Below are 14,134 nucleotides of genomic sequence, written 5' to 3' on the forward strand. Positions count from 1 at the left end.
CTCCTCAGAGCGGGCAGATGCCCCCGCATGCCCGAGGCACCGTTCCCATGCCGGCCCAGCACGTCGCTTTCGTCTCTGATTTGGCGGGCCCGCCCTTCGTGCAAGGCTCTGCCGTACCGTGCGTGGGCCGCAACAGAGCCTGGCAGCGGCAGTTACCGGAGCAGTTCGCCGCCGTACTTTAGCGAGTGAAGCTATCATCACGTCGCGGTCGGGGATCTGCCTCGGGTTACCCCTTCACGCCTGCCGACAGCCCCGCGCGAGGTCAGTCCCTGCATCACGCTGCGTTCGCCGAGGAGACACTCACATATATGTCTCCCTCCTTGATAAGGACCGGATACACCGGAATCGGGGTTCGCGCGGGACGATTGAGAGGATTACCTGTGCGCAGATCAAACCGGGAAGCATGCAACCAGCACTCAATAGTGCAGCCGTCCACCTCCCCTTCGGAGAGGGAAATGTCTCTGTGCGAACAAACGTCATGAATTGCGAAAACCTGCCCGTCGGTGTGAACGAGCGAGATCGGAGTGCCATCCACTTCGAAGCGTTGGGCTACACCGGCCTCCAGGCCGTCGATCGAGCAGATATACCTGTAGTCGGTGTCCGACATTCCTCTCCTATAGCGCGTCAATTTAGTGCACGTGATCTATGCTGCACGGCAGCACCGAGTAACGCAGTCGCGCCTTGAGACCGGTCAAATCAGTGGCGTCCTCAGGCAATTTCCCTGCACCCGCTCCCCCAGGTCCTCGCAAGTACAAGGCGCAGCAGGGGGTCTCGCCGCTTCCCTCTGGGGGAAGTCGGCGAGAGTCTAGAATCCAGCGGCCGGCTTTTTCGCAATATGCTGAAGTTCGGCGAGAAGTGCAATGAACTTATCTTCACCCCACAGTGTCATCCCCACCGCGGCCAAGCATATAGATAGAGTGTGCAGCGCCGCGCGCGCATCCGTCAAAAGGCTGGCATCGGATTCTTCCCCACGCGCCCAAGCCCTCAAGGCCTCACTCGCGGCAAACTCGTAGTGCAATGGGGCTGCGGTGGCAATGTCCTCGGCCAATTCCAAGCAGATGTCGAAGCTGACGTCACGGCCCATAGTCTCGGCAACCGCCAAGCTGGATCCCATGAATCCGCGCAATGCGCCACACATTTCCGCGACCATATTCTCATCGCAGTATTCGTTCACCTGTGCCACAGTCGACGAATCCTTCAATGCATAACCGTACAGGAAATCAATGACGGTCACATGCGGGGGTTCTATTGGTGTCGCGCCGATCATGGGAGCGACGATAGTTCTTTCTGGGTCAGAGCGCTTCCTCTAATAGGCCCAAAGGATGTGGGAAGAAAGTCGTAGGACTTAAGTTCTGCGCAGCCTGCGACGGGGGGCCTGGGCTTCCCTGAACCCCCTATGAGACGGCACCCGGGTCCTCCGGAGAGGCGCTCAAACGAGTGCGCCGGGCTGTCGCGCACCGAGCACCGCGGCCATCGGCATGCTGGTCTTCTCATACAGGACGTTTCAGCCATGCTTGGGATCCGATTGACGCGACGCGAAGCCGGAACGACGGAACCGTTGGCGGTGAGGACTGCCGGTCGGGCTGTCCGGGCGTACACGACAACGGCTGGTTCGCCCTCCACCGAGCAGTGAAGCCGCAGAGCCAGCCGGGGCCGCTCGCACTGATGATCACCGTTGGCATCGGCCTGAACAACACCACCAGGGGCTTTGGCTCGCTGTCCTGGTCGCCGATGGCGAAGCTCGTCCTGGCTCACATTGTCGTGGCTCAGCCTGATCGACGGCGGCTCCAACTTCCTCGGCACGCTCGTCGCGCGACCTGAGTCGACCCCACGCCAAACACCACTTGATCACGGACAGGCACGGCATCCCACCTTGGAGGAAGCCGGTGATCCCCCCGGACAACGCACAACTCGCCGCCCGGACATGGCTAAAGCATCGATCCGTCTCATTGTGGCAGCCGATGTAGAGGCGTTCTGCGAGACTCAGACGAGGAGGGTGGTGAGTCGTTTCGCCGCCTCGCGCAACAGGTCGGCGGTGCGTGCACACTTCGCTTCGTCCATGCGTGCCGCGGGGGCGGCCACGCTGATCGCGACGAGCGGCCAGGCCCCGTGCGCGGGGATGGCGACGGCCAGGGAGCCGACCCCTTCCTCGCTCTCGCCGTGGTTGACGGCATACCCGCGCTGGCGTACCCGCTCCAGCTCGGCAAGCAGGTCCGAGCGCCGGCGGATCGTGTGCATCGTGACCGGTGCCAGCGCCTCACCGCGATAGAGGCCCTGCACCGCCTCGACGGACAGTTCCGCGAGCATCGCCTTCCCGAGGCTGGTCGCGTACGCCGGAAGCGCCCGACCGACCCGCCCCGCTACCCGCAGGGCCAACTCGCTCTCGATGCCGTCGACGAAACGCACCTGCCCGTCCTCGAGAACACCGAGGTGTGCCGTCTCGCCGGTCGCGGCGGCCAGTTCCTCCAGGACCGGCCGGGCCACCACACGCACGTCCATCCGCGCCACCGTCGCCAGCCCGATCTCCACCAGGGCAGGCCCCGTCCGGTAGGTCCGGCTCGCCGGATCCTGCACCACGAACCCGTGATAGACCAACATCGCCAGCAGCCGGTGCGCCCTGGACTTGCCGATGTCCAGCGCCGTCGGCACGTCGCTCAGCCGCAGCTCGCTCCGGTCGCGAAACAGCAGCAACAGACTCAATGCCTTGTCGACCGCCTCGATCGGATACTGCGGCGCCGGGCGATCCTCGGCAATGTTCTCCATGACAGAACATTCTGCCGCACGGGTGACCCTCACAACGACACACCGCACAACACGGATGCCCTGAGCCATCAAAGGTTGTTCTTCGCCGTCGAAGATCGATGATCAGAAAGTCGCGCGATCGAGGTTTGATCGGCACTGCTGGCGCGCCAGCTGTTACCCATGCCAGCCTGGCTGTCAGATCAGTTCCATCAGGACGTCCGCGCGTGCGTAGTAGTCGGCCACGGGGAGACGGTCGCGGGGGATCCTGGCGAATCCGGCCTTCTTGGAGAGGGGATGGCGGGGCTGAGCCTGCTGTACGTGCCGAGAAAGAGCCGGGCCCCGCCGAGTGCGCGAGCGCGGTCGATCGCTGCGGCAATGAGTCGGCGGCCGATGCCGCGCCCCTGCGCGCCGGGGGTTACCGCCATCTTCGCCAGCTCGAACACCGCTTCCGGGTACGCCAGGAGCGCCACGCACCCGACAACGGCGCCGGTGCCCGGGGCGCGTGCGAGGAGAACAACGCCGCCCGGGCCGACGATGCGGCCTAACGGATCCGCGAGGACGACACGGTCCTCTTCTTCCAGGATGAACAAGCGCGAGATCCACTCCTCGTTCAGCACGCGGGGATCGTCCGGGACGCCGAGGAGCGGGACGGCATCACTCTGTCCCCGCTGACGACGGAACGGCTCGTCGCCATCGTCCCGGCCTCGCACCCCGCCGCACGCGGTGATCATGTGGTGGCGACGGCGCTGGCCGCCGACCCGCTGATCCTGTTCCCACGGTCAGCGGGACCTCACCGTTCGACGTGAACACCCAGCCGTTGCGGGACGCCGGTATCGACGTCCCAGTCGCGCTGGAGTGCTCGCACTGGCACACCAGCATCATGCTCGTCGCCGCTGGCCTCGGCGTGACCGTCGCTCCCCACAGCGCCCGGAGGCTCGAACTCGGCGGGCCTGCGCACGTGAGTCGAATCCTCATGGCCACCCGCCGAGGAGACGACAGTCCCCTCGTGTACGCGTTCCACCACGGCGTCCGGTGCCACCATAATTCCTGCCGACGTCCGCCCAGTGACAGCGCTTTGACCTGCCGGGTGCCTGCGCAGGCCCTCCATAGCCCCGGCTGCCTGAGTGCCAACAACAACAGCGCGTCTATCGGCCCGCTGCCACGCGAATCGCAGTACCGGCGCCGTCACGGTTGTCGGCACAGGAGCCTGCTGACGCACCGAACACCGATATTGGCATCCGCCGGAAGCGGCGCTGTTTTGTGGCCAACTGCGATGTTCAGAGCGGTCAGGTAGCGGGTTGCAACCGCACTTCCGTGACGACTGCCGACCCGGTTCAGACGTTGGAGGCATCCAGCATGGCGTCCCGCTCAACGACCTTGACCCGCTCGCGTCCCTGCTCGGCACCCAAGGCCCGCTCATGAGTGTCCAGCTGGTACCAGCCGTCGCGAGTCGTGTAACGGATGCCGCGTCCTTCGAGGAAGGCCACGACAGCCTCGGGTTCCGGCGCGGACGGAGCCGGCAGCCGGTCCGCGGCGTGGTCGTGGAGCAGGGAGGCGACCGTCTCGTTGGCATCGCCCTTGGTGTGGCCGATCAGCCCTACCGGGCCGCGCTTGATCCACCCCGTGACGTAGACCGATGTCAGGGGCTCACCACCGTCGAGGACGCGTCCGGCCGCGTGGGGGATCGTGCCCGAGACCACATCGAACGGGAGCTTCGGCAGCTCGTCCGAGTAGTAGCCGACCGCCCGATAGACGCTCTGCACCTGCCAGTCCGTGAAGTGGCCGGTACCGCAGACGTTGCCGGTACCGTCGAGTTCCGTTCGCTCGGTCCGCAGTCCGACCACGCGGCCGTCGTCACCGAGGACCTCCACCGGGGATTCGAAGAAGTGCAGGAATAGCTTGTGCGGCCGGTCCCCTACATCACGGATGGCCCAGTTCTCGAGTGTGGAGGCGACCATGTCGGCCTGCTTGCTGCCGCGCCGGGTCTCGATCGAACCCTCGTCATAGTCGATGTCCTCGGGGTTGACGATGACCTCGATGTTCGGCGAGTGGTCCAGCTCTCGCAGCTCCATCGGGCTGAACTTGGCCTGCGCCGGGCCGCGGCGCCCGAAAACGTGAACTTCCAGGGCCTGGTTGGCCTTCAGCCCCTCGTAGACATTCGCGGGTATCTCGGTCGGGTGCAGCTCATCCGCCGTCTTGGCGAGCATGCGGGCCACGTCCAGGGCGACGTTGCCCACGCCCAGGACAGCGACCTTCTCTGCCTCAAGCGGCCAGGTGCGCGGCACATCAGGGTGCCCGTCGTACCAGGACACGAAGTCCGCCGCGCCGTGAGAGCCCTCAAGATCGATCCCGGGAATGGTCAGCGCCCGGTCGTTGGTGGCGCCGGTGGAGAAGATCACCGCGTCGTAGAAGGACCGTAGGTCGTCCAGGTCGATGTCGGTGGGGTAGTTGACGTTTCCGAACAACCGCAGTTGCGGCTTGTCAAGGACCTGGTGCAGCGCCTGCATGATGGCCTTGATGCGCGGGTGGTCCGGGGCCACGCCGTAGCGGATCAGGCCGAACGGCGCCGGCATGCGCTCGAATAGGTCGATCGACACACCCGGGTCCTGTGCGGCTTCGGATTTCAGCAGCGCGTCCGCCGCGTAGATTCCGGCAGGACCGGCTCCGACGACGGCTATACGGATTGGGCGTGACATGGGACACTTTCCTTCCGGTAACAATGACGGGCAGCACAGGCCATCGAAATGCCTGTCCTGGAGCAGGGCGACTGTAACCGCCAACCCAGGAACCCCGGAATTGCCCTATGGTCCTACGACTTTTTTCCCAGTCTCCTGGTACTTGCGACGCATTGCTTCCGCTCTCGAAAGCGTTACTGTTGTGCTCGTGCTCAGACTTGCTGCCAGGGAGAATCCTCAACGCCTTCCTGCGGGCGGGTTTGGCGATTACATAAATATTTGAGAGTTTCGGCCGAACGTGATCAAACTATTTCCTTCGGCCTGCATATACGACGCCATTCATATTCTGACTTGGCCGTCCGACGGCGCCCGGACAGGTGTTCTGGGGTCGCGCCCCCTGACTCTCGCCGGCTTCACGGTCGATGCCCCTCCATGAAGCCGGCGAGAACCCTAAATGCCCCAGAAAAGTGTCAGTCTCGACCAGTTCGACGGTGCGGGATGGAGCAACCGCATAGAACCAGAGAGCTGAGGAGGAATGATATGAAAAGCCATGCCGCCCTGTGCTCTGATTTGGTGGACCGGGTCCCGCTTGTGCTGCTGGAGACCGAGCGCAGGGAAGACCTGCTGCGCGGTGGTATCGCCCTCGACGACTGCACATTTATCAGCAGCGAGGAGGGACAGATCAAGCCCAGGCCGTCCTTTCTCTTCTCCGTCGGCCGCGACGCCGGGCCGCATCTCTCGGCAGTGGCGCGGCGCCGTCCCGCGGAGGAGACTGCGCAGACCGGAGGTGCGCACGAGCACGAGCTGCACCGTGGCACTGGGCGGTCATACACGCGCGCAAAAGGTATGTCGGCGCCTTTCGGATCGGGGGCGGGGTCCTTGTGAATTTCCGTCAGCCTCTTTCTTCCCTGTTTCCCGGTGCTTCCGGGCGCATCATCACTGCCCTCACCGCACACCACGTGGGCGGGTGCGGTACACCGCTGACGGTCAGTCAGCTTGCCCGGGACAGCTCGGTGGCAGCCACCCAGCTGGAGGCCGTCCTCTTCCGGCTCGGGCTGCTCGGCATCCTGATGCCGCGTCGGCGCGGTGAAGACATCGAGCTCGTCCCCGGTCACATCGTCTGGAAAGCACTGACCGGCGTCGCCGACCTCCGGTGGCGTGTCCTGGAGGAGGTCCGTAGGCGCGTCGTCGCCCTGGAAGTCCTCCCCGTCTACCTCGCCCTGTCTGGGAGCGTTGCCGACGGAACGGCGGTCAATCCCGCTGACCTCTTGGAGCTGATCGTGGTATCGCCCACCCATGCGCCGCACGACTGGCAGGACCAACTGGATGGACTTGTGGCGCAGTTGTCCCTAGACCTGGGCAACGTCGTCACCGTCTACCTGGCGGAGAGCAAGGCTGCGGCATCCGAGCTGGCTGGCCCCGGCAGTATCGTCGTGGACCTGCCCGGCGTTGCCCAACAAGGCGCCCCGTGACGTCTGATCTCACTGGCGAGCGTGCCCGCCCCGTCGTCGGGGTGCCGAGTAGCCCGACCGTCGCTCCGCCGGCAATGCGGCTGAGGGGCAGGCTTACCGGTGGCAGCCGGGAACTGTCCCAGGCTCCAGCCGGAACCACCGACTGCTCAACGGCAAGGGCCGCTCCGTGGAGCCGTTCCCAGCAATTCGTCGCACCCTGCAATCCCGGCCCCGGGTCACCCGACCCGCAGGGACAAAGGCCCAGGGGACCGTACCGAGGGGCGCTGGCACACCCTGGCCCGCGGGCAGGCATCTCAGGCGATGAGTGGGGCCCGCGGCATGACCGTGCTCGCCGGTGATGCCGCATACGACCAGGCTGTGCGGAGCGCAGCGCGATGGAGGAGAAGTCGACGATGACCACAAAGGATTCCGCGCTCACCGCTCTGGCCCACGAATGGTGCACCCTGGCCCTGCTACACGGCAGAATCGAGGCCCAGATCGAGCGTGTTCTACAGGCCCGGCACGGTCTGAGCATGCGCGAGTTCTGCCTGCTCTACATGCTCAGTCGACAGCGCGTCGGCGGTCACATGCAGATCAAGCAGGTGGCCGACGCGGTCGTCCTCAGCGCCAGCGCCGCAAGCCGGCTGGTCACCCGTTTGGAGGACCAAGGCCTGCTCCAGCGCTTCCTTCACCCCGCTGACCGCCGCGGCATCTGCACCGACATCACGGACGCGGGCCACAAGCTCCTCGATGAGGCTCGTCCGACCAGCGACGCCGTCCTGCGCGAGGCGCTCGGCGCGGCCGCACAGAATCCTGCCCTCGCCCCGCTGGTCAAGGCAATCGCCGCTGGGTGCCTTCCCTCATGACAGCCCGCGGAACGCGGCGTTCCGGTGCCACTGACCCTCCGAAACCATTCCGGACACGCGATTTCGCCAACCAGCGTGTGGGCGTCGTCCGGCTCACATACCGACCGACCTCATCACACCCCTACCCGAAGGAGTATCCCGACCATGACCACGGAAAAGACGCCCGCATCCACGGCCAGACCACAGTCCGCCTCGCGCCCCGCCCTGATGTACGGCCTGGTCAGCGGACTGATCGGAGGGGTGATGAGCTTCCTCGTCAACTACGCGGTCGGCAGCCTGCCGTACAGCACAACGGCCAACGCCTTCAATCACGCCATAACGGGACTCTTTAGCGGTTTCATGGGTGGGTTCATGGGACTCCTGGTGTATCTGCGCAGTTCCTCCGGGGCACGGGAGCAGGCCGACGCACCCGACCAGTGAGGCTGGTCGTCTCGAAAACAGCTCAGTCGGTTCACTGGTCGGTCCTGGCACAGCCGCTGGTCGCCGAGCCTGAACTCGGGTTGTCGTGGCCGCTGACAGTGGTAACCCTCGCGGCACGCCTGAGGGCACGGCGCCTCAGGGACAGCCCACCGGCGTGTCGGCGTCGGTCGACTAGTTATCCGCTCGCTCCAAGCGTTTGGACCAGGGTGTCGGCGCGGATCGCCTCGGCGAGGGTGGCGACGCCGGCCTTGGCGGCTGAGTAGGTCTGGTGGGCGGGCATCCCCCGCGGGCCCGCGATGGAGGAGATCACTACCAGGTGCCCGGCGCCGCGCCTTGAGACGTCGTTTCACTTGGTGAATCGGCGGTGATTGATGAGGCTGGTGGCGATGGCAGGGAAGGCCAGTAAGTGCTCGGGCTTGCGTTCGTAGCGACGGTGCAGGTGACGGCATCCGCCGAGCCAGGGCATGGTCCGCTCGACCACCCAGGGGTGTCGGCCAAGTCGCTGTGAGTTCTCGACGCCGCGGCGCGCGATGCGAGGAGTGATGCTCTGTTCGCGGAGCCATCGACGCAGGTATGGATAGTCGTAGCCCTTGTCGCCGTGGAGCTCTTCCGGCCGCCGGCGCCGCCAGTCCGCGGGGCTGCGGACCGGCGGGATCCCCAACTCCAGTGGCTGCAGGGCCAGGCTGTCGTGAGTGTTGGCGGCCGAGATGCCGACGGAGACGGGCAGGCCGACGCGATCGACGACAAGGCGGATTTTCGATCCCAGCTTGCCGCGATCGGTCGGATTCGGTCCGGTCAACTTCCCCCTTTGAGGGCACGGACACTGACGGAGTCAACAGCGAACCGCGACCAGTCCAAGGCCCCCTGAGCACCGAGTTCGTCGAGGATGACGCGATGTAGACGGGCCCAGACACGCTGCTGACTCCACCGTGCGAAACGCCGGTAGACGGTGGGCCAGGCCGGCCCGAACACCGGTGGCAACTGCCGCCAGGAACACCCTGACGTGGCCACGAACACGATCGCGGTCAGACACTCGCGGTCCCCGGCCCGCCGACGGCCCCCGCCCTGCGGACGCACCACCACCGTGTCCGGCACCACCCGCCGAAACAACTCCCACAACTCATCCGAGACCAGATGCTCAGCAAGACTCGTCATACCAACACAACGACTCCCGCCGCCAAAGGAAACGCCGTCTAAGAAGATCTCCATGGCGGCCTCGCATTGCGCTAGCGCGGCAACGAAGTCGGTGCGGGCGATCTCCAGGTTGGCGGCGAACTCGCCGGTCCCGATGCGGTGGCCCTGGCTGGTCCCTGCGTTGACGATGACCCGGTCCAGATCGCCCAGCTCCGCCGCGAGGCGACGGAAGACGGTGAAGACCTCGGCGTGGTCGTTCACGTCGAGCCCAGCCACGGCGACCTTGATGCCGGGATGGGCTCGCAGCAGTTTGTCGCGCAGTTCGTGAAGCGATCGGTGCGGCGTGCGCACAGGGCGAGGTTGCGACCACGGGAGGCAAGCTGCCCGGCCATGCCCGCGCCCAGCCCCGTGCTGGCGCCGGTGATCAGGATGTTGCGACGTTCCAGCACGGGGTTCCTCATCCGAGGCCGGGAATCAGGCGATGCAACGCAGGGGCTTGCCGTCGTTGTAGACGACCATGTCGATCATCGCCGCGGGGATGTCGATGGGGCTGCCCAGCGGGTGGCCGTCGAGTTCGGCGTAGGCGCGGTGCAGATTGCCGACCAGGCGTTCGGGGTCCGACAGCCCGGCGAACGATCCGGAGCCGATCCGCTGGGCGGCCTGCAGCGGGGTGAGCCCGGCGCTCCGGCCCTGCTCCGCGACGTGCTGGACGTAATACAGGTAGTCGAGCACGTCGGTGATGACCTCGGGCCCGCACACCGGCCCGTGGCCCGGGATGATCGTCTCGGCGCCCAGGGGCAGGAGGCGCTGCTCCAGGACGTCGATGGCGCCCTGGACGGAGCCGAACAGCACGAACGGCATGCCGCCGTTGAAGATCAGGTCCCCGCAGATCAGGACCTTCTGCTGTGGCAGCCAGAGGTAGGAGTCGTTGGTGGTGTGGGCGGGGGCCCCGGCGTGGACGACCTGGCCTTCGGTGTCGTCGACGTGCACGGTGAGCCGGTCGGAGAACGTGACGAACGGCGGTTCCTGGCGCACATCGCCCCAGTCGACCTCGCCCCAGACCAGGTTCTGCTCGGCCAACTGCAGGCCGTGGCGCAGCATTTCGCTGCGGGTTTGGTGGTGGGCGATGACGGTGGCGCCCGGCAGCAGGTAGTTGCCGTTGGTGTGGTCACCATGGTGGTGGGTGTTGATGAGGGTGCGTACCGGCCGGTCGGTGATCTTGCGGATGGCGGTCAGGTACTCAAGGGTGCGGCGCTGGGTGGAGCAGGTGTCGATGGACACGACGCCCTGGCTGCCGACGAGGAAGGCGGTGTTGTTGATCTGCCAGGTTCCGTCGGGCTGGATGTAGGCGTAGACGCCGTCGGCGACCTGGGTGGTGCGCCCTGCCATGTGCTGTTCGTTCATGCGGATGTCCTGGGAGTGAGCAGACAGTTGGTGCGGCCGGGGCCGAAGTGCAAGGTGGTGGTCCCGGCGAAGTGCTCGGCGGGCCGGTCGGCCGGGTCGGTGTGGAAGAAGAGCGAGACCTCTATGCCGGGCTGTGGGGGGCGGGTGAAGTCGCTGCCGCCGACGGTGAGGGCGAGGCGATGTCCGGCAGGCAGGTGCATGCCGGTCGGCCAGATCTCCACGTCCACCTGGTACACCTCGCCGGGCTCGACGGGCAGCACCTCGTCGTGGGGATGCCAGGGCCGCCAGGGCAGCGACCGCTGGGCATCCAGCTTGCGCTGCGACAGACGCAGCCACCCGCTCGACAACGGCTGCGCGGGGGCGACGGAACCGGTCACGGTGACCTCGCTGCCGTCTGGCCGAAACGCCCGCAGGGTGAGGAACAGATCCGCGTCGGCAGCGGTGGTGGACACCTGCAGCACCGCTGCGAGGGGGCCGATCAGGTCGGTGTCGTGCTCCAGCGGCGCGGTGGTGAAGGTGACACCCTTGCCGTCCGGACTGAAGGCCACGGCGCCCGCAGGGGCGGGGTGTTCGGACAGGGCGCCGGTCGGGTGGAGGTGCAGTTCGGTCCAGGTCGTCTCGGCGGGCGGCCACTGGTCTGCACTGCGCTCATGGAGCTGGCCGTCGGGATCGGGCAGGTGCATCTGGACGGGGGGCCGGTCGTGGAAGGCGTTGTCCTCGCCCTTGAGGAAGCGGTCGAAGAATCGCTGCTGCAGGACCACGCTCTGCGGCAGGTAGAACCACTCCTCGTGGCGGCCGGGATGGACCTCCAGCCATTTGTGGGCCGAGGCCACCGCGGTGAACCCCTCGAAGTTGCCCCGGTTGTGCAGGCCCTGCCCGAACCAGTTGGCTGCGGACAGCACCGGCACCGTGACCTTAGACAGGTCGGGCGTGCGGGCCTGGTGCCAGTCGTCGTCCAGCGGATGCTCGCGAAACATCGGCAGCAGATCGGTGCGCCGCTCGCCAAGCTCCTGCTCGGTCAGGGTGTGCGGGCCGGTGCCCGGCTTCCCGGTCCACGCGTGGGCGGGGCCGTTGGTGCCGAGGCCGTGCTGATTGGACAGGACCTGGGTCGGATACCACAGCTCGTAGAAGATGTTGGACAGGATGCCGCCGTGCCGGGTCATGTCCCGGTAGCTGTCCAGCGCCCCTTCCCACGGGCAGATCGCTGCCAGGTGCGGCGGTTGGAGCGCGGCGACCCGCCACTGGTTGATCGCGTAATAGGAGATCCCGCACAGCCCGACCTTCCCGGTCGACCACGGCTGCACCCCGGCCCACTCGATCACCTCGTAGTAGTCGAGACTCTCCTGCTCGGAGAAGATCTCCAGGTGCCCCGGCGAGGCACCGCTGCCTCGCGAGTCGACCCGGACGACCGCGTACCCGTCGGCGGTCCACAGCTGCGGGTCGACCGTCTCGTACGTCAGGTAGGTGCACGGCGAGTGTTCCAGGATTTCGGGATGCTCCTCGATCAACGTCTGCCAGCGCGAGGCGTAGGGGTCGTCCTGAAAACGGCGACCCTTGCCGTAGGGGCCCATCGTCATGATGACCGGCACCTGGTCCTCGCTCTCGGGCAAGTACACATCGGCCCGCAGGCTGATGCCGTCGGCCATGGGAATCTCGACGTCCCACCCGATCCGCATGCCGTCCCGATGCTCGAACATCACGCCCCCTTGCCGGTCGTGGCGTCCGCGGCCTGCTCGGTGAGGCGGCGCGCGGCCGGCACCGGGTGCACCGGCGGGCCCTCCACGACGGTGTTGCTGATCGTGCCGATGCCCTCGACGGTCAGCGTCACGACGTCCCCCACGGCCAGCGGCGGCGGGGTCAACGCACCATTGCGGCCCCACAGTTCGGCCAGGCAGCCGCCCTGGCACGTGCCCGAGCCGAGCACGTCACCGGCCTTCACCACGGTGCCGCGGCTGGCGTAGGCGACCAGCTCGGGAAACGACCAGGCCGCGCTCGACAGGACATCACTCCCGATGACCTCGCCGTTCACCTGGGCCGTCATGGCGAGCTCGTAGCGGTCACCGCGCCGGTAGGGATCCAGCTCGTCCGGGGTGACCAGCCACGGCCCGAGCGTGGTGGCGGTGTCCTTGCCCTTGGCCGGGCCCAGCCCCACCTGCATCTCCCGGCCCTGCAGATCCCGGGCCGACCAGTCGTTGAGGATGGTATAGCCGACAATGTGATCGACGGCCTCCTCGACGGTCAGGTTGAACCCGTCCCGCCCGATGACCGCGGCCACCTCCAGCTCGAAGTCGAACAGTCCGCACCCGGGCGGCACCGGCACCTCGTCGCCCGCGCCGAGCACCGCGTAGGGGTTGGTGAAGTAGAACGCGGGCGCCTCGTACCAGGCGTCCGGAACCCCACCGCCCGTGAGCAGAGCGGTGCCCTCGTAGTGGCGCTCGAAGGTGATGAAGTCCCGGATCGAGGCCGGCTGCAGCGGCGGGCCCAGCCGCACCTCCTCCCAGCGCACCGGCTGCTCGCAGCGGCCCAGCAACTCGTCCTGATCCGGCGATGCGGCCAGCAGCTCCAGCAGCGACGTGCCGGCGGGCAGCGGGTGCAGCATCTCGTCGACAACCACGCCATGGCGAAGCCAGTCCCCGCCCCTGGCAGGGTCCTCGTAAGCAGCGATCTTCACAGTCGGTTCTCCTTGCGGCTCATGCAAACGCATCATGGAGTGCGTTTATGAGCCTACGAGCGCGAGGAGCCTTAAAGCAACATCGAGTGCGATAAAGTCGCGGTTATGAGTACCCCTGTCCACAAACGCCCAGGTGGCCGGTCGACCCGGGTCCGCCAAGCGGTCCTAGACGCGACCATCGACCTGCTGAACTCCGGCGGCCTGGAAGCCGTCACCTTCCCCGCGATCGCCGACAAGGCGGGAGTGCACCGCACCTCCCTGTACCGGCGATGGGGCGCACTGGACGAGCTGCTGCTCGACGCGCTCGCCGACTCGGTCCAGGGGGCCCTTACCCTGCCCGATACCGGTTCGCTGCGCGAGGACCTGATCGTCCTGCTCTCCGAGGTCCGCGACATGATGCGCTCCCCGCTGGGCCGGAGCCTGACCGAGATCCTGGTCAGCTCCCGTTCCCCCACCGCGATCGCGATCCGCGACGCCTACTGGGCCGAGCGCCGAATCCGCCTCGCCGCGATCGTCGAGCGCGGCGCGCATCGCGGCGAACTGCGCCCCGGCCTTGACCCCCAGCTGGTTCTGGAACTGCTGCTCGGCCCCCTGCACGCCCGCGCCTTCACCGCGCCCGACACCCTTACCCCCGACGTCCCGGCCCTGATCGTCGACAGCCTCCTGGGGGGGATTGGCGTCCCTGGGGTTACAGCACGCCAGCGTTAGGCATCCGGGCAAGGGGCACGGCATCGGGCCAGCGCCCTGCGCACGGACTCAGGCAGCAGTCAT

The 14,134-nt window shown here is 66.7% G+C and carries 17 protein-coding genes and 1 pseudogene; 7 read left to right on the forward strand and 11 right to left on the reverse strand.

All coding sequences use genetic code 11. The annotated features are described in order from the left end of the window. Positions 1 to 274: 274 nt before the first annotated feature. The 4 genes from ACSYGO_RS07325 to ACSYGO_RS07340 form a co-directional block, all read right to left on the reverse strand. Positions 275 to 607, reverse strand: a complete 333-nt coding sequence (locus tag ACSYGO_RS07325; protein WP_460386214.1) for a non-heme iron oxygenase ferredoxin subunit — start codon at positions 605 to 607, stop codon at positions 275 to 277. Between the two features lie 198 nt (positions 608 to 805). Further along, complete coding sequence (locus ACSYGO_RS07330) at positions 806 to 1,267, reverse strand: hypothetical protein (protein ID WP_460386215.1); 462 nt, start codon at positions 1,265 to 1,267, stop codon at positions 806 to 808. 716 nt (positions 1,268 to 1,983) lie between these two features. Continuing rightward, on the reverse strand, positions 1,984 to 2,763 hold the full coding sequence (locus tag ACSYGO_RS07335) for an IclR family transcriptional regulator (RefSeq protein ID WP_460386217.1): 780 nt from the start codon (positions 2,761 to 2,763) through the stop codon (positions 1,984 to 1,986). 188 nt (positions 2,764 to 2,951) lie between these two features. Further along, positions 2,952 to 3,359, reverse strand: a complete 408-nt coding sequence (locus tag ACSYGO_RS07340) for a GNAT family N-acetyltransferase (protein WP_460386218.1) — start codon at positions 3,357 to 3,359, stop codon at positions 2,952 to 2,954. A 51-nt stretch (positions 3,360 to 3,410) separates the two neighbouring features. Here ACSYGO_RS07340 and ACSYGO_RS07345 point away from each other — a divergent pair, with 51 nt between their 5' ends. Both ACSYGO_RS07345 and ACSYGO_RS07350 read left to right on the forward strand, forming a co-directional pair. Next, positions 3,411 to 3,548: a hypothetical protein gene (locus ACSYGO_RS07345; RefSeq protein ID WP_460389679.1), complete on the forward strand. Its 138-nt coding sequence runs from the start codon at positions 3,411 to 3,413 to the stop codon at positions 3,546 to 3,548. Next, positions 3,545 to 4,036 (forward strand): LysR substrate-binding domain-containing protein, encoded by a 492-nt coding sequence (locus ACSYGO_RS07350; RefSeq protein ID WP_460386219.1) that lies wholly within the window; start codon positions 3,545 to 3,547, stop codon positions 4,034 to 4,036. The genes ACSYGO_RS07345 and ACSYGO_RS07350 overlap by 4 nt, the downstream gene beginning before the upstream one ends. 40 nt (positions 4,037 to 4,076) lie before the next feature. Here ACSYGO_RS07350 and ACSYGO_RS07355 read toward each other — a convergent pair whose 3' ends face one another. Continuing rightward, positions 4,077 to 5,438 (reverse strand): FAD-dependent oxidoreductase, encoded by a 1,362-nt coding sequence (locus ACSYGO_RS07355; protein WP_460386220.1) that lies wholly within the window; start codon positions 5,436 to 5,438, stop codon positions 4,077 to 4,079. Between the two features lie 519 nt (positions 5,439 to 5,957). On the opposite strand from ACSYGO_RS07355, the gene ACSYGO_RS07360 reads away from it, so the two are divergent. From ACSYGO_RS07360 to ACSYGO_RS07375, 4 genes are all read left to right on the forward strand, one after another. Beyond that, positions 5,958 to 6,302: a hypothetical protein gene (locus tag ACSYGO_RS07360; protein WP_460386221.1), complete on the forward strand. Its 345-nt coding sequence runs from the start codon at positions 5,958 to 5,960 to the stop codon at positions 6,300 to 6,302. 128 nt (positions 6,303 to 6,430) lie between these two features. Next, complete coding sequence (locus ACSYGO_RS07365) at positions 6,431 to 6,889, forward strand: hypothetical protein (protein WP_460386223.1); 459 nt, start codon at positions 6,431 to 6,433, stop codon at positions 6,887 to 6,889. Between the two features lie 392 nt (positions 6,890 to 7,281). Next, entirely contained in the window at positions 7,282 to 7,734 is a 453-nt protein-coding gene (locus ACSYGO_RS07370; protein WP_460389680.1) for a MarR family winged helix-turn-helix transcriptional regulator, read from the forward strand. A 144-nt stretch (positions 7,735 to 7,878) separates the two neighbouring features. Further along, the gene (locus ACSYGO_RS07375; protein WP_460386224.1) at positions 7,879 to 8,154 is read left to right on the forward strand and encodes a hypothetical protein; all 276 of its coding nucleotides are present in this window, start codon (positions 7,879 to 7,881) and stop codon (positions 8,152 to 8,154) included. A 175-nt stretch (positions 8,155 to 8,329) separates the two neighbouring features. Here ACSYGO_RS07375 and ACSYGO_RS07380 read toward each other — a convergent pair. From ACSYGO_RS07380 to ACSYGO_RS07405, 6 genes and pseudogenes are all read right to left on the reverse strand, one after another. Continuing rightward, positions 8,330 to 8,476: pseudogene (locus ACSYGO_RS07380) on the reverse strand (SDR family NAD(P)-dependent oxidoreductase); the annotation flags it as partial. A 24-nt stretch (positions 8,477 to 8,500) separates the two neighbouring features. Further along, a protein-coding gene (locus tag ACSYGO_RS07385; protein WP_460389681.1) for an IS5 family transposase occupies positions 8,501 to 9,309 on the reverse strand; the annotation gives its coding sequence in 2 pieces (ribosomal slippage) (positions 8,501 to 8,959 and positions 8,962 to 9,309; 807 coding nt in all). 236 nt (positions 9,310 to 9,545) lie between these two features. Then, positions 9,546 to 9,749 carry an SDR family NAD(P)-dependent oxidoreductase gene (locus ACSYGO_RS07390; RefSeq protein WP_460386225.1) on the reverse strand — a complete coding sequence of 68 codons (204 nt, stop codon included), beginning with the start codon at positions 9,747 to 9,749 and terminating at the stop codon, positions 9,546 to 9,548. Positions 9,750 to 9,762: 13 nt separating this feature from the next. Continuing rightward, positions 9,763 to 10,692 (reverse strand): MBL fold metallo-hydrolase, encoded by a 930-nt coding sequence (locus ACSYGO_RS07395; RefSeq protein ID WP_460386227.1) that lies wholly within the window; start codon positions 10,690 to 10,692, stop codon positions 9,763 to 9,765. Further along, positions 10,689 to 12,389, reverse strand: coding sequence for a CocE/NonD family hydrolase (locus ACSYGO_RS07400; protein WP_460386228.1), 1,701 nt, complete (start codon positions 12,387 to 12,389; stop codon positions 10,689 to 10,691). The genes ACSYGO_RS07395 and ACSYGO_RS07400 overlap by 4 nt, the downstream gene beginning before the upstream one ends. Further along, positions 12,389 to 13,363, reverse strand: a complete 975-nt coding sequence (locus ACSYGO_RS07405) for a fumarylacetoacetate hydrolase family protein (protein WP_460386229.1) — start codon at positions 13,361 to 13,363, stop codon at positions 12,389 to 12,391. Before ACSYGO_RS07405 ends, ACSYGO_RS07400 begins: the two co-directional genes overlap by 1 nt. A gap of 105 nt (positions 13,364 to 13,468) precedes the next feature. On the opposite strand from ACSYGO_RS07405, the gene ACSYGO_RS07410 reads away from it, so the two are divergent. Next, positions 13,469 to 14,071 (forward strand): TetR/AcrR family transcriptional regulator, encoded by a 603-nt coding sequence (locus tag ACSYGO_RS07410; protein ID WP_460386230.1) that lies wholly within the window; start codon positions 13,469 to 13,471, stop codon positions 14,069 to 14,071. The last annotated feature ends 63 nt before the right edge of the window (positions 14,072 to 14,134 follow it).

It is taken from the genome of Streptomyces krungchingensis (assembly GCF_054729265.1).

What these genes read in the sequence shown, in the direction of transcription:
- ACSYGO_RS07325 (WP_460386214.1), bottom strand. Translation starts at nt 607, where the DNA reads ATGTCGGACACCGACTACAGGTATATCTGCTCGATCGACGGCCTGGAG.
- ACSYGO_RS07330 (WP_460386215.1), bottom strand. Translation starts at nt 1,267, where the DNA reads ATGATCGGCGCGACACCAATAGAACCCCCGCATGTGACCGTCATTGAT.
- ACSYGO_RS07335 (WP_460386217.1), bottom strand. Translation starts at nt 2,763, where the DNA reads ATGGAGAACATTGCCGAGGATCGCCCGGCGCCGCAGTATCCGATCGAG.
- ACSYGO_RS07355 (WP_460386220.1), bottom strand. Translation starts at nt 5,438, where the DNA reads ATGTCACGCCCAATCCGTATAGCCGTCGTCGGAGCCGGTCCTGCCGGA.
- ACSYGO_RS07360 (WP_460386221.1), top strand. Translation starts at nt 5,958, where the DNA reads ATGAAAAGCCATGCCGCCCTGTGCTCTGATTTGGTGGACCGGGTCCCG.
- ACSYGO_RS07370 (WP_460389680.1), top strand. Translation starts at nt 7,282, where the DNA reads ATGACCACAAAGGATTCCGCGCTCACCGCTCTGGCCCACGAATGGTGC.
- ACSYGO_RS07375 (WP_460386224.1), top strand. Translation starts at nt 7,879, where the DNA reads ATGACCACGGAAAAGACGCCCGCATCCACGGCCAGACCACAGTCCGCC.
- ACSYGO_RS07390 (WP_460386225.1), bottom strand. Translation starts at nt 9,749, where the DNA reads ATGAGGAACCCCGTGCTGGAACGTCGCAACATCCTGATCACCGGCGCC.
- ACSYGO_RS07395 (WP_460386227.1), bottom strand. Translation starts at nt 10,692, where the DNA reads ATGAACGAACAGCACATGGCAGGGCGCACCACCCAGGTCGCCGACGGC.
- ACSYGO_RS07400 (WP_460386228.1), bottom strand. Translation starts at nt 12,389, where the DNA reads ATGTTCGAGCATCGGGACGGCATGCGGATCGGGTGGGACGTCGAGATT.
- ACSYGO_RS07410 (WP_460386230.1), top strand. Translation starts at nt 13,469, where the DNA reads ATGAGTACCCCTGTCCACAAACGCCCAGGTGGCCGGTCGACCCGGGTC.